The organism is Vibrio sp. VGrn 2, from assembly GCF_009361695.1.
In the GTDB taxonomy this organism is placed as follows: domain Bacteria; phylum Pseudomonadota; class Gammaproteobacteria; order Enterobacterales; family Vibrionaceae; genus Vibrio; species Vibrio diabolicus.
Window position 1 is genome coordinate 22,641 of the sequence record NZ_RBWD01000001.1, and the last position, 14,587, is coordinate 37,227.

The 14,587-nt window shown below is 45.1% G+C and carries 12 protein-coding genes; 6 read left to right on the forward strand and 6 right to left on the reverse strand.

Annotation, left to right across the window (positions count from 1 at the left end; translation table 11 throughout):
* Positions 1–81: 81 nt before the first annotated feature.
* The 3 genes from D8S93_RS00180 to metK all read right to left on the reverse strand — a co-directional run bounded on the left by D8S93_RS00180 (position 82) and on the right by metK (position 3,002).
* A complete protein-coding gene (locus D8S93_RS00180; protein ID WP_005393961.1) occupies positions 82–579 on the reverse strand; it encodes a SprT family zinc-dependent metalloprotease in 498 nt (165 codons plus the stop codon).
* Positions 580–647: 68 nt separating this feature from the next.
* Positions 648–1,445, reverse strand: coding sequence for a DUF2189 domain-containing protein (locus D8S93_RS00185; protein ID WP_005393959.1), 798 nt, complete (start codon positions 1,443–1,445; stop codon positions 648–650).
* A 402-nt stretch (positions 1,446–1,847) separates the two neighbouring features.
* Complete coding sequence (gene metK / locus D8S93_RS00190; RefSeq protein ID WP_005381027.1) at positions 1,848–3,002, reverse strand: methionine adenosyltransferase; 1,155 nt, start codon at positions 3,000–3,002, stop codon at positions 1,848–1,850.
* Between the two features lie 315 nt (positions 3,003–3,317).
* Between metK and tkt the strand changes: the two genes are divergently transcribed.
* Positions 3,318–5,312: a transketolase gene (tkt, locus tag D8S93_RS00200; protein WP_152811545.1), complete on the forward strand. Its 1,995-nt coding sequence runs from the start codon at positions 3,318–3,320 to the stop codon at positions 5,310–5,312.
* An 86-nt stretch (positions 5,313–5,398) separates the two neighbouring features.
* Here the strand turns inward: tkt and D8S93_RS00205 are convergent, their stop codons facing one another.
* Positions 5,399–6,292, reverse strand: a complete 894-nt coding sequence (locus D8S93_RS00205) for a LysR family transcriptional regulator (protein ID WP_104969806.1) — start codon at positions 6,290–6,292, stop codon at positions 5,399–5,401.
* 140 nt (positions 6,293–6,432) lie between these two features.
* Here D8S93_RS00205 and D8S93_RS00210 point away from each other — a divergent pair, with 140 nt between their 5' ends.
* The 5 genes from D8S93_RS00210 to mscS all read left to right on the forward strand — a co-directional run bounded on the left by D8S93_RS00210 (position 6,433) and on the right by mscS (position 13,406).
* Positions 6,433–8,391 carry a ligand-gated channel protein gene (locus D8S93_RS00210; RefSeq protein WP_005393952.1) on the forward strand — a complete coding sequence of 653 codons (1,959 nt, stop codon included), beginning with the start codon at positions 6,433–6,435 and terminating at the stop codon, positions 8,389–8,391.
* A 131-nt stretch (positions 8,392–8,522) separates the two neighbouring features.
* Positions 8,523–9,560 (forward strand): erythrose-4-phosphate dehydrogenase, encoded by a 1,038-nt coding sequence (epd, locus tag D8S93_RS00215; RefSeq protein ID WP_006743084.1) that lies wholly within the window; start codon positions 8,523–8,525, stop codon positions 9,558–9,560.
* A gap of 153 nt (positions 9,561–9,713) precedes the next feature.
* The gene (locus tag D8S93_RS00220; RefSeq protein ID WP_005393948.1) at positions 9,714–10,874 is read left to right on the forward strand and encodes a phosphoglycerate kinase; all 1,161 of its coding nucleotides are present in this window, start codon (positions 9,714–9,716) and stop codon (positions 10,872–10,874) included.
* 154 nt (positions 10,875–11,028) lie between these two features.
* Positions 11,029–12,105, forward strand: a complete 1,077-nt coding sequence (gene fbaA / locus D8S93_RS00225) for a class II fructose-bisphosphate aldolase (RefSeq protein ID WP_005393947.1) — start codon at positions 11,029–11,031, stop codon at positions 12,103–12,105.
* Positions 12,106–12,539: 434 nt separating this feature from the next.
* Positions 12,540–13,406, forward strand: coding sequence for a small-conductance mechanosensitive channel MscS (mscS, locus tag D8S93_RS00230; protein WP_005393946.1), 867 nt, complete (start codon positions 12,540–12,542; stop codon positions 13,404–13,406).
* Positions 13,407–13,452: 46 nt separating this feature from the next.
* Here mscS and D8S93_RS00235 read toward each other — a convergent pair whose 3' ends face one another.
* Both D8S93_RS00235 and D8S93_RS00240 read right to left on the reverse strand, forming a co-directional pair.
* A complete protein-coding gene (locus D8S93_RS00235) occupies positions 13,453–13,935 on the reverse strand; it encodes a YbaK/EbsC family protein (protein ID WP_074191803.1) in 483 nt (160 codons plus the stop codon).
* A 19-nt stretch (positions 13,936–13,954) separates the two neighbouring features.
* The gene (locus D8S93_RS00240; RefSeq protein ID WP_012841398.1) at positions 13,955–14,584 is read right to left on the reverse strand and encodes a LysE/ArgO family amino acid transporter; all 630 of its coding nucleotides are present in this window, start codon (positions 14,582–14,584) and stop codon (positions 13,955–13,957) included.
* Between the last annotated feature and the right edge of the window lie 3 nt (positions 14,585–14,587).

Below are 14,587 nucleotides of genomic sequence, written 5' to 3' on the forward strand. Positions count from 1 at the left end.
GTTAACAATAAGTGGCGAAGGGAAGGTTTTGATAAACTCGATCTTTATTTTGGGAACGCAAGTAACACTATGAGATATAGATTACGATAACTGAACGCCCGTGAAGTTAAGTGGTTGGCGGCATTTTTGACAAGAGTACGTCGCCTCTTTGCGCAGCACTTTATTATGACGGCGAATCGATAGAGGGTAGGTCATACAGCCACAACGATACTCAAAGGTTTTACCTTGAACGGATTTTACTTCAAAGCTGTGAGTGGTTTTGGCGGGCACTTTAAATACGGCTTCCATGACACCTTGCCATTCTTTGCCGTGAGGCCTAACTCGTCCGTAAACCTGATAAGTAATCAGGTGTGCCACCTCGTGAGGAATGACTTCATCTAAGAATTCTTGGGTGTTTTCGCGAAATAAAACGGGATTCAGGCGCACTTGATTCAATTGAAGGTAGGCTTTTCCTGCCGCTTTCCCGCGGACGTTGAAGGTGATTGTTGGAATAGGGAAAGAACGTTTGAAAGCTTGCTCTGCCATCGCGATGCAGTCCGCCATCACTTGCTTGGCTTTATAGCTTAGTTCTATATCCACAATTCACCTCGATAAATCAAATAAAAAAGCCCCCGCATTTGCGAGGGCCAGATCATAGCATCAGTTAATTATGGTGTGTGTTTTTTCTTGATGGTGGCATGGTAAGCATGCCATGTACCGTAGCCTAGAATTGGCATGGTAAACAACATTCCGATCCCGTAGGTCGCAAAGCCGATAAGAATACCGCCGCAGATGATCGCCGCCCAAACAATCATCGCTGGAATGTTGGATTTCACGGCATTAAAGCTGGTAAATACAGCGGTCATCATGTCTACGCGACGCTCCATCATAAGCGGAATAGAAAAGGCTGAAATGCTAAACACCACACAAGCCAAAACAAATCCAACTAAAGATCCTATCACAAGGAAGGGTAGGAACTCACTTAAAGATGCCCCTTGAACAGAAGGGTAAAGCGCATGAAGTAGAGCGGCAATACGCATCCAAAATATCATACACACTGCGAGTAACACGGCGAATGCCCATTGAGATGTTGAATTACGACCGATCGCTTTCATTGAATGGAACAAGCTTGCTTTGTGTCCACGCTCTCTCTCCCAACTGGCATCATACAAGCCGAGCGCGAGAAACGGACCGATTAACATGTAAACAATCAAACTGGGCATGACGACCAAGTGTGTGCCTTGCCACTGAACGAGCAAAACAATGCCTATGGCAGCTGCCATAAAACAGATGCCATAGAAAGCACTAATAAGCGGCATTCGCACGAAATCATGCAGACCTAATGCGAGCCAATGAAAAGGTGCAGAAAGATTGACCGTATTGCACGGTATGGTTCTGGCGTATTCGTTGTCTGGCACTTCCTTTCGCTTGTTGTGGAAGTCCGATGGATTAACAGTTCGAGGCATAACTCCTCCTTGATTTATTCCCACATTATCCGCTTATACCAACTGACAGCGGTTTTTGTTCAGTCAAACTTGAAGCGACTTTTTCAAGTTTACATCTGAGCATTGGCTTAGTTTGGTATCGGCCATAAAGATGCCTGACTCATGTCTTTACTTAAGTGTTGCTTCCACAGTCGCCAGCATCCGACGTCTCTATTTAAATTGGAATTAACAATATTTTAACTATTGGCGGAGATGGGATAATTTACAAATAATTGCTTAAAATTTATTCGGTATAAAAATGAGGGAGAAACAGGACTGCTTTGTGGGGCAGGGCGGTATGAGCTGAAATGGCTGGATAAACGTTGCTGAAAATAAAAAGCCCCCGCCATAGGCGAGGGCTTGATTGATTCTTGCTTGGCTTGATTATTTGATGCCAGCGAAATCGCGTAGAAGTGCAGCTTTGTCTGTCGCTTCCCACGGGAATTCTTCACGACCGAAGTGACCGTAAGCCGCTGTCTTCTTGTAGATAGGTTGAAGAAGGTTAAGCATTTCTTGTAGGCCGTATGGACGTAGGTCGAAGAATTGACGAACTGCTTCAATGATGATGTCGTGAGATACTTTCTCAGTACCGAACGTTTCCACCATGATAGACGTTGGATCAGCAACACCGATTGCGTAAGAAAGTTGGATCTCACAACGGTCAGCCATGCCAGCCGCTACGATGTTTTTCGCTACGTAACGTGCTGCGTATGCTGCACTACGGTCAACTTTTGATGGATCTTTACCAGAGAACGCACCGCCACCGTGACGAGCTGCGCCGCCGTAAGTATCTACGATGATCTTACGACCTGTTAGACCACAGTCACCCATAGGACCACCGATTACGAAGCGACCCGTTGGGTTGATGAAGAAGTTTGTTTCTTTGTTGATCCACTCAGAAGGTAGCACTGGTTTAATGATCTCTTCCATTACCGCTTCACGCAGGTCTGAAGTTGAGATTGAATCACAGTGTTGAGTTGAAAGAACAACCGCGTCGATACCAACGATGTTACCTTGATCGTATTGGAATGTTACCTGAGATTTTGCATCAGGACGCAACCAAGGTAGTGTGCCGTTTTTACGAACTTCTGCTTGCTTTTGAACAAGACGGTGAGAGTAAGTAATTGGCGCTGGCATTAGTACTTCAGTTTCGTTACAAGCGTAACCAAACATGATGCCTTGGTCGCCTGCACCTTGTTCTTTAGGGTCAGCTTTATCAACACCTTGGTTGATATCTGGCGACTGTTTACCGATTGTGTTTAGTACCGCACAAGAATCTGCGTCAAAGCCCATATCTGAATGTACGTAGCCGATTTCACGAACGGTTTCACGAGTTAACTCTTCGATGTCTACCCATGCTGAAGTCGTGATTTCACCACCCACCATTACCATACCGGTTTTAACGTAAGTCTCACATGCAACACGAGCCTTTGGATCTTGCTCTAGAATCGCGTCAAGAACCGCATCAGAAATCTGGTCTGCAATTTTATCTGGATGACCTTCTGATACTGACTCAGAAGTAAACAGGTGCTTAGCCATGTTAGCTCCACTATATCTGGTTTAAAACTGGGGAATGATAAACTCTCCAGCGCAAATTAATACTAATTTTTGTAGGTGTATCTACATCTAGACGTCTATTCTAAATTTGATTGCTCGAATTACAAGCTCTTTTTTGGTTTTTGTTATAACCAAACGTTTGCCTGATTTATTGATAATTTTAAGAACTTCGAACGATTTGGCGCGAAAGGTGCAATATTTGTGAGGTTTTGGACTGGAAAACGTTTGCACACCCAACAGGGCTTTGAGAGAATTATGACCTACTTTTCGTTTCGCTTAATGTACTCAGGAGCAGACATGTCGTCTCGTAAACATCTTGCCAATGCAATTCGTGCTCTAAGCATGGATGGTGTTCAACAAGCTAACTCAGGCCACCCAGGCGCACCAATGGGTATGGCTGATATCGCTGAAGTTCTTTGGCGTTCTCACCTAAACCATAACCCTTCAAACCCAGAGTGGGCCGACCGCGATCGCTTTGTGCTGTCAAACGGTCACGGCTCAATGCTTATTTACTCTCTACTGCACTTAAGCGGTTATGAGCTATCTATTGACGATCTGAAAAACTTCCGTCAATTGCACTCAAAAACCCCAGGTCACCCAGAGTACGGTTACGCGCCTGGTATCGAGACAACAACGGGTCCTCTTGGCCAAGGCATCACTAATGCTGTTGGTATGGCTATCGCAGAGAAAGCACTAGCGGCACAGTTCAACAAAGAAGGCCACGACATCGTTGACCACTTTACGTATGTGTTCATGGGTGACGGCTGTCTAATGGAAGGCATCTCGCACGAAGCATGCTCTCTAGCAGGTACGCTAGGTCTAGGCAAACTGATCGCGTTTTGGGATGACAATGGCATCTCTATCGATGGTCACGTTGAAGGTTGGTTCTCTGACGATACACCTAAGCGTTTCGAAGCTTACGGCTGGCACGTAATCCCAGCGGTAGATGGTCACGATCCTGAAGCAATCAACGCAGCGATTGAAGCGGCTAAAGCGGATCCTCGCCCGACTCTAATCTGTACTAAAACAATTATCGGTTTCGGTTCTCCTAACAAGTCTGGCTCACACGACTGTCACGGTGCACCATTAGGTCACGATGAGATTCAAGCGGCTCGCGAATACCTAGGTTGGGAGTACGGCCCATTTGAGATCCCGGCAGATGTTTACGCTGAGTGGGACGTAAAAGAAGCAGGTGCAGCGAAAGAAGCGGCTTGGAATGAAAAGTTCGAAGCATACGCAGCAGCTTACCCTGTAGAAGCAGCAGAGCTTAAACGTCGTCTAAACGGCGAACTTCCAGCGGAATGGGAAGAAAAAGCGAACCAAATCATTGCTGATCTTCAAGCAAACCCAGCGAATATTGCATCACGTAAAGCATCGCAAAATGCACTAGAAGCGTTTGGTCAAATGCTTCCTGAGTTTATGGGTGGTTCTGCTGACCTAGCGCCTTCTAACCTGACCATGTGGTCTGGTTCTAAGTCTCTAGAAACGGATGACTTCTCTGGCAACTACATCCACTACGGTGTACGTGAATTCGGTATGACCGCTATCATCAACGGTATCGCATTGCACGGTGGTTTCGTTCCTTACGGCGCAACATTCCTAATGTTCATGGAATACGCTCGTAACGCAATGCGTATGGCTGCGCTGATGAAAATTCAGAACATCCAAGTGTACACGCACGATTCGATTGGTCTTGGCGAAGATGGCCCAACTCACCAACCTGTTGAGCAAATGGCATCTCTACGCGTAACGCCAAACATGAGCACATGGCGTCCGTGTGACCAGGTTGAGTCTGCCGTAGCATGGAAACTAGCGATTGAACGTAAAGATGCACCAACAGCACTTATCTTCTCTCGTCAAAACTTAGCGCAACAAGATCGTACAGCTGAGCAAGTAGCGAACATCGCGAAAGGTGCTTACATCCTGAAAGATTGCGAAGGCAAGCCAGAGCTAATCCTTATCGCAACAGGCTCTGAAGTTGAGCTAGCAGTAGAAGCTGCGACTCAACTAACGGCAGAAGGTAAGAAAGTACGCGTTGTTTCAATGCCATCAACGGATGCATTCGACAAACAAGACGCCGCTTACCGTGAAGCAGTATTGCCATCAGACGTAACAGCACGCATCGCTATCGAAGCGGGCATCGCAGACTTCTGGTACAAGTACGTTGGTTTCGATGGTCGCATCATCGGCATGACGACATTTGGTGAATCTGCACCTGCTGGTCAGCTATTCGAGATGTTTGGCTTCACGACTGAAAACGTAGTGAACACAGCAAAAGAATTGCTAGTGTAACTGCTAGATTGTCTCAATAGTCGAACGTAAAGGACGACTGTTAGATAATAAAGTTGGAAAGGCCATCATTGCGATGGCCTTTTTTGTCAGGTTTTCCAACCTTGTGGAATGCTTTGGTGAATACAGTCTAAAAGTACGGATAAGCGTAATGGCGGTCTTCCTGCAGGCGTATAGCAGTTAATGGAGATGGGCTCTGAAAGCCAACCTTCTAAGCAAGGTGTGATTCGACCCGGATGATGTTTCTCGTAGCCGCTTGCTGTCCAAGTTGGCAGCAGTCCTATACCATGACCATTCGCGATGCTGTCGATCTGCATTGCGATGTTGTCGCTGTATAAGCGACTCACAAATGGCTCTAAAAAGAACTCACCGTGTTGAGGGTGTGTGAGCATCAATCCATTTTCTTGTACCGAGCCAAAATCGATCCACGGATGCGCTTCAAGCTCTTTGGGGTGCAGGATCGAACCGTGCTTATCAAGATAAGCTGGAGAGGCAAAGGGCGTGTAACGAAATGAGCCTAATACTTCTTTGCGCCAATCGAGATCTTTACGCTCACCGAGCCAGATGAACAAATCTGGGTCATGGTGTGCTTCAGAAAAGTCACTGGTAAGCTGAACCCTAACATCAGGATTATCGGCAAGAAAACCGTTGAGCACACCACCTAGCCAACTTCTAACTAATGCTGTGTGACAAACAATATGCAGCGGCCCTGAAACTTGGTTTGTTAAACCTTGAAGCGCGTCATAACTCTCTTCACTTAGCTCAAGAATCTGGCGACTGTAGTGGGCAAAAATTTCTCCCGCTCTTGTCAGAACTAATCGGTTACCTTGTCTTGCGGTTAGAGCCTGACCGAAATCTTCTTCTAATTGTGCTAAGCGACGACTCAGCGTTGATTTAGGCTGGTTAAGGGCCTTGGCAGCGGCGGTCAAACTCTTATGCTGATTGAGCGCATCAAAGGCTCTAATTGATGCTAAGTCGTGCATATTTCATTTACTCCTTACTGCGTTATGCACGGGTTCCATAAATGGGAAAAACCGTTCCATAACTCTCACTATGCATCTCATTCTATTTGTGAATAATTCACTTTCGAAAATAATAATCATTATCAATTATGGAGATGTAGATGTCTACTCTTAGACTGCCAGTTATTACTGCAACTGGTATTTTAGCCTTCGTCAGTGTCCCTCATGTGTTTGCCAATGATGCGGTTTCTAAAATGGAAACAGTGGTTGTAACTGCATCAAGTTATGAGCAATCTCAAGCGGACGCGCCTGCAAGTATTAGTGTGATTTCACGTGAGGAGTTGGACTCTCGTTATTACCGCGATGTGACTGATGCACTAAAAAGCGTGCCTGGTGTCGTCGTAACAGGTGGTGGTGACACTACCGATATCAGTATCCGTGGTATGGGTTCTAAATACACTTTGATACTGGTCGATGGTAAACGTCAAAGCACACGTGAAACTCGCCCAAATAGTGACGGCCCTGGTATCGAACAAGGCTGGTTACCCCCTCTTCAAGCGATTGAGCGAATTGAAGTTATCCGTGGTCCAATGTCGACGCTTTATGGCTCTGATGCGATTGGTGGTGTAATTAACGTGATCACGCGAAAAGACGCGATGGAGTGGACAGGTAATGTTCAGCTAGGCACGGTTCTGCAAGAAAACAGTCGCTCGGGCGGAGAGCAGAGCGCGAATTTCTTCGTCAATGGGCCGCTAGCCGAAAATCTATCTCTCCAAGTATACGGTCAGTATACCGCAAGAGAAGAAGACGATATTGAATACGGTTATGAAGATAAAGATATGCAAAGTATCTCTTCAAAACTGACCTACCAGATTAATGACCGCCATTCTGTGCAGCTAGAGGGTGGCACATCGGCACAAAGTCGCCGCGGTAACGTTGGCCTTTCCGTACCAACGACGGGTTGCCGAAGAGGTTGTGAGGATTCACTCAACGAATATCGTCGTAATTATGTAACGCTAAGTCACAATGGCGACTGGGACTCGGTTGGCATCTCAGATACTTACTTACAACGTGAAGAGAGCGAGAACAAATCTCGCGAGATGACGATCACCAACACCACGTTCAAATCGAGCTTAGTGACTGGTATTGGAAACCATACGCTGACAACCGGTGTGGATGCTACTCACGCCGAGCTTGAAGATTTTACTTCCAATAAAGCGTCATCGAAGACCGAAACATCGAATACGCAGTGGGCTGTTTTCATTGAAGATGAGTGGAGAATCGCCGATCCGTTTAGCGTTACGCTTGGTGGTCGTCTAGATCATGACGAAAACTATGGTGCGCACTTTAGTCCGCGTGTCTATGGTGTATGGCGAGTTGACCCATCTTGGACTGTGAAAGGTGGCGTGGCAACAGGTTTCCGTTCTCCGCAATTACGTGAAATTACTCCTGGTTGGGCGCAAGTCAGTGGCGGCGGTAATATCTACGGTAACCCAGACCTTGACCCTGAAACGTCGCTAAACAAAGAAATCAGTGTCTTGTATCAAGGTGACTCTGGTTTAGATGTCTCTTTGACTGCGTTCCATAATGAGTTCAAAGACAAGATCACACGTGTTGTTTGTCCAGATACCATCTGTACAGATGGACCAAACCAATGGGGGGCAGATCCAACGTACCGCATTAACGTGGACGAAGCGGTCACACAAGGTATTGAAGCGACCTTAGCATCGCCATTAACGGAAACCATTTACCTCAGCTCGAGCTACACATTTACCGACTCAGAGCAAAAAACAGGTGAATACAAAGGCATGCCGCTGCAACAGTTACCAAAGCATCTGTTTAATGTGGATGTAACTTGGCAAACAACAACAGATCTAGAAAGCTGGGCTAAAGTCACTTACCGAGGTAAAGAAATGGATCCGGTTACTGGCCCATCAAGAAACAGTATTGTAGAGCCTGCTTATACCTTTGTGGACGCTGGTGTGACATACCAGTTAACCGATAATACTCGTATTAAAGGCGCGATCTATAACTTGCTGGATGAGGAAATCAGTTACGAAGAATACGGATATGTCGAAGATGGTCGTCGCTACTGGTTAGGTTTAGACGTCGCATTTTAATTATTGTTGTAATAAGGCCGAGCATTGTCTCGGCCTTTTTTAATCCTGCTTTACTATGATTCAACAGGTGCGTTTTTCAGCCTGATCAGGTAGTATCTGTGACACGAAATTTTTGGTAGGGCGAAGGATAAATGCTAAAGGTTGCGATCAATGGATTTGGACGTATAGGTCGTAATGTTCTGCGAGCCGTATATGAAAGCGGAAAACATCAGCAGATCAAGGTTGTGGCGGTTAACGAATTAGCGCAGCCAGAAGCGATGGCGCACCTACTGCAATATGACACTAGTCATGGTCGCTTCGGTAAAAAAATCTCCCACGACCAAGAACACTTGCATGTTCATCATGATAGCGGCGAATATGACTCTATTCGCATTCTTCACCTCTCTGAACTCGAACTACTTCCTTGGCGTGATTTAGAAGTCGATATTGTCTTGGATTGCACTGGCGTGTTTGGTTCACAAGCCGATGGGCAAGCGCATATAGAAGCTGGCGCGAAGAAAGTGCTGTTTTCACACCCGGGCGCAAACGACATAGATAATACGATTATCTATGGTGTGAACCACGAAACTCTGAAAGACGAACACCGTGTTGTCTCCAATGGCTCTTGCACCACCAACTGTATCGTTCCAATCATTAAAGTGTTAGACGAAGCCTTCGGTATTGAGTCCGGTACCATTACCACGATTCACTCTTCCATGAACGATCAGCAAGTAATCGATGCGTACCATAACGATCTACGCCGTACCCGCGCTGCGAGCCAATCTATTATTCCGGTTGACACCAAGTTGCATAAGGGGATTGAAAGAATCTTCCCGAAATTTTCCAACAAATTCGAAGCAATTTCTGTTCGTGTCCCAACCGTTAACGTCACCGCAATGGATTTAAGTGTCACAATTAATACAAATGTGAAAGTTAATGACGTAAATCAAACCATTGTTAACGCATCTCAGTGTACATTACGTAACATTGTTGACTATACTGAATCGCCACTCGTTTCCATCGACTTTAACCACGACCCCCATAGTGCGATTGTAGATGGAAGCCAGACTAGAGTGAGTAACGGGCAACTCGTAAAAATGCTCGTTTGGTGCGACAACGAATGGGGCTTTGCTAACCGGATGCTGGATACTGCCTTAGCAATGCAAGCTTCTTCTCAAGTGGAGCAGTAATGACGAAGAAGTGATGGAGAATTTTTATTTCAAGCCTTGAAATAAACCCATGATATCTCCATATCATCTATAACCAGTTTGAAGAATTAACAGGCTTGGCAGGGTTGCCGAGTTTTCAAAAACTTTAATTATCAATATTTGAGAGGACACATCATGTCTGTAATCAAGATGACTGACCTGGATCTTGCAGGTAAACGTGTATTTATCCGTGCCGACCTAAACGTGCCAGTAAAAGACGGTAAAGTAACTTCAGATGCACGTATCATCGCATCTCTTCCAACTATTAAGCACTGCCTAGAAGCAGGCGCTAAAGTAATGGTTACGTCTCACCTAGGTCGCCCAACTGAAGGTGAATACGCTGAAGAGTTCTCTCTACAACCAGTTGTTAACTACCTAAACGACGCACTAGATTGTGAAGTGAAGCTAGCAAAAGACTACCTAGATGGCCTAGAGCTAAACGCTGGTGAACTTGTTGTTCTAGAAAACGTTCGCTTTAACAAAGGCGAAAAGAAAAACGACGAAGAGCTATCTAAGAAATACGCAGCACTATGTGACGTATTCGTAATGGATGCATTCGGTACGGCTCACCGCGCTCAAGCGTCAACTCATGGTGTTGGTATGCACGCACCTATCGCTTGTGCTGGCCCTCTTCTAGCAAACGAGCTTGAAGCGCTAGGTAAAGCAATGGACAACCCAGCTCGTCCAATGGTTGCTATCGTAGGTGGTTCAAAAGTTTCTACTAAGCTAACTGTACTTGAGTCTCTATCTAAAATCGCTGACCAACTAGTTGTTGGTGGTGGTATTGCTAACACATTCATCGCAGCTGCTGGCCACAACGTTGGTAAGTCTCTATACGAAGCGGATCTAGTAGACACGGCTAAGAAGCTAATGGATGAGTGTGCAATTCCAGTAGCAACTGATGTTGCATGTGCGAAAGCATTCGACGAAAACGCAGAAGCAGAAATTAAACACGTTTCTGAAGTACAAGACGACGACATGATCTTCGACCTTGGCCCAGATTCAACAGCTGAACTAGCAGAAATCCTTAAGAACGCGAAGACTATCCTATGGAACGGTCCAGTAGGCGTATTCGAATTCAAGAACTTCGAAGCAGGTACTAAAGGTATCTCAGAAGCTATCGCAGCATCTGAAGGCTTCTCTGTTGCAGGTGGTGGTGACACGCTAGCAGCTATCGACAAGTTCGGTATCAAAGCTGACGTTTCTTACATCTCTACAGGTGGCGGCGCTTTCCTTGAGTTCGTAGAAGGTAAAGTTCTTCCAGCAGTAGAAATGCTAGAAGCACGCGCTAAGTAATTAAAGCAAAGCGGGGGAGTGATTCTCCCGCTTTCTTGTTTGCTGCAACGTGTGAGGAACTCTGCTAGAATAGCCTCAGTTGTGAGCAAACGTTTGCAAGATTTTCAACTTAACAAGTTTTGTTTAAAAACGACAGATAAATAGGATTACATCCATGTCTAAGATCTTCGACTTCGTAAAACCAGGTGTTATCTCTGGCGATGACGTTCAGAAAGTATTTGAAGTTGCAAAAGAAAACAGCTTTGCACTTCCAGCAGTAAACTGTGTGGGTACTGACTCTGTAAACGCAGTACTTGAAGCAGCTGCAAAAGTTAAAGCTCCAGTTATCGTTCAATTCTCTAACGGTGGCGCTGCTTTCTTTGCTGGTAAAGGTCTAAAACTTGAAGGTCAAGAAGCTCAAATCCTAGGTGCTGTTGCTGGTGCGAAATACGTTCACGCTGTAGCTGAAGCTTACGGTGTTCCAGTAATCCTACACACTGACCACGCTGCTAAGAAACTACTTCCTTGGATCGACGGTCTACTAGACGCTGGTGAAGAGTACTTCGCGCAAACTGGTAAGCCACTATTCTCTTCTCACATGATCGACCTTTCTGAAGAGTCTCTAGAAGAGAACATCGAAATTTCTGCTAAGTACCTAGAGCGCATGGCTAAAATGAACATGACTCTAGAAATCGAACTAGGTTGTACTGGTGGTGAAGAAGACGGCGTTGACAACTCTGATATGGATGCGTCTGAGCTATACACTTCTCCAGAAGACGTTGCATACGCATACGAGAAACTAAGCGCAATCAGCCACCGTTTCACTATCGCAGCATCTTTCGGTAACGTACACGGCGTGTACAAGCCAGGTAACGTTGTTCTAACTCCAACTATCCTACGTGATTCTCAAGCGCACGTTTCTGAGAAATTCGGTCTTCCAGCGAACTCTCTAAACTTCGTATTCCACGGTGGTTCAGGTTCTTCTCTAGAAGAAATCCGTGAGTCTATCGGTTACGGTGTTATCAAAATGAACATCGATACTGATACACAGTGGGCAACTTGGGATGGTATCCGTAAGTTTGAAGCTGAAAACCACGATTACCTACAAGGTCAAATCGGTAACCCAACTGGTGAAGATGCACCAAACAAGAAGTACTACGATCCACGCGTATGGCTACGTGCTGGTCAAGCTTCAATGGTAGCTCGTCTAGAGCAAGCATTTGCTGACCTAAACGCAGTTGACGTACTATAATCGTTACTGATTAAGTTACTTAAAAACCCGCTTTTTGAGCGGGTTTTTTTATGTCTATCATTTTGCCCCTATGTTTCTTTCCCTGTTTTCCTATTGATATATTTATGCGTCAGGTTGTATTTTCTGGTGGGATGTTCCCCCTTTAACGTTTTTAAATAAAAACATAGGAATATCAGTCATAGGAGTGGCGAAATAAGAGTGCATTGCGTAACCTGTAACAAGCCAATATCAGAAAACTCTGATAAAGTCTTGTTTTGCATATCTTTGCGAAACTCTGACTTTGAAAAAAGTCAAAGTTGGGATATTGTGCCAAAAATCTGACACTGTTCAGTGGGGCAATAGGGATGTTGTTTTAGAAAAGAGCCTTTAAAAAACAAGGTTCATAAATTAACGGCAATTGGATTTATATATCTTTATTTTTGAGGATAAGAATTATGGCAGGTGAATCGGTGGGTATCGATACCACTTTAACGGATGGTCTAACTCAGGCTGAAACTTGGCTGACAAACAACTCAGATCTACTGGTTCAGTACGGTGTGAACATTATCTCTGCGCTGCTTATTCTGTTTATCGGTAATATTATCGTTAAAGCAGTCGCTGGTAGTGTCTCTAAAGTACTAGAAAAGAAAAACATGGATAAGGCTGTCGTTGAATTTATTCACGGTCTTGTTCGTTACTTGCTATTTGTAATCGTACTTATCGCAGCTCTTGGTCGATTAGGCGTTCAAACCGCTTCAGTCGTGGCTGTAATCGGTGCGGCAGGTCTTGCTGTTGGTCTTGCGCTACAAGGTTCACTATCAAACTTTGCAGCTGGTGTACTCATTGTTGCGTTCCGTCCATTCAAATCTGGCGACTACGTAGAAATTGGCGGTGTAGCGGGTAGTGTTGAAGCAATTCAAATCTTCCAAACTGTTCTAAAAACACCAGACAACAAGATGGTTGTTGTGCCTAACTCGTCAGTAATCGGTGGTGCAATTACTAACTACTCTCGTCATGCAACGCGACGTGTCGACCTAGTGATTGGTGTGTCATACAAAGCGGATCTTAAACTAACGAAGAAAGTAATTCGCGAGACGCTAGAAAAAGATCCGCGTATCTTGAAAGATCCTGATATCACAATCGGCGTACTTACGCTGGCAGACTCTTCAGTAAACTTTGTGGTTCGCCCATGGGTGAAAACTGCAGATTACTGGGGCGTATACTTTGATGCAATGCAAGGTATTAAAGAAGCATTGGATGAAAATGGTATCGAAATTCCATTCCCACAAATGGATGTTCATCTGAACAAAATCGACGCTTAATACAAGCGGTAGATATTCGAAAGCGAGGCCAATTGGCCTCGCTTTTTTATATCTCATAAAGAATGTGATTACCGGCAAGCAATAGACGTTTTAGATGTTTACCGGCAAAGCCAAAGGTGAATTCAGGCAATCCTGGCGTATAGAGCAACTCTTCGTGTTGATACAGGGTTGTATCAACAATGAGCGTGACATATTCAGGTAAGCCAATCGGACATACCGCTCCAGGCAAACAACCTAACACTTCGACCATTTCATCGTCGTCACAAATTGAGGGGCGTTTGCCTGTGACGGCTTTTATTTGTTTGGCATCGAGGCGAGAGTCTTTTTCTGTTAGATAAATTGCGTAGCCTTGTCCTTTAAGTTTTAAGAAGAGGCTTTTGGTGTGCGTGCCTGTCCATCCAAGCTCGGACGCAATTCTTATATCCGTGTCAAAGTCTAAGATGGCTTCATGCTGCCATTCCCGAAAAGGAATAGAGAGCGCGTTGAGTCGCTCTCTATTGATATCATAGATACGCTTTAGTGACTCCATGTCTTTGTTGTCCTGTTGATTACCAGTACTTTTCAATAAGTTCACTCGCTAAGATGTACGCTATCGTGAACATCATTACTGCGACCGCGATGTCGATGCCTTTTTTCACTCTTGGCTTTGATAGGGTAGGGCCTAGTTTTGCGGCTCCTATCGACAAGGTATAGAACCAAACAAAGGAAGCCATCATCGTACCTAGTGCAAAAGCAATTCGGTCATGGCCTTCAAACTGCCCACCAATAGAGCCCAGAATAACGACTGTATCTAAGTACAAGTGTGGGTTAAGTACTGTGACGGCTAACGCGCCTAATATGACCGTTCGACGACCACGAGCGACGACTTCACCTTTTGATTCTGACTCACTGTCTGACTTAAACGCACTCTTAAGTGACAGTAATCCATAAAAGCTCAGGAAGGCAATACCACCAAGCGTCACCGATGTTAGTAAGATTTCGTTTTGAGACAGAATCGCACCACCACCAAAGATACCTAGAGAAATGAAGATCATATCTAGGATGCTACAAATAGTGGCAGTCGTCAGGTGATGATTGCGCTTTATGCCTTGATTTAAGACATACGCATTTTGTGCGCCGATCGGAATGATCATTGATGCCCCTAAACCAAACCCTTGCAATAGAACCCACAAGCTCACACT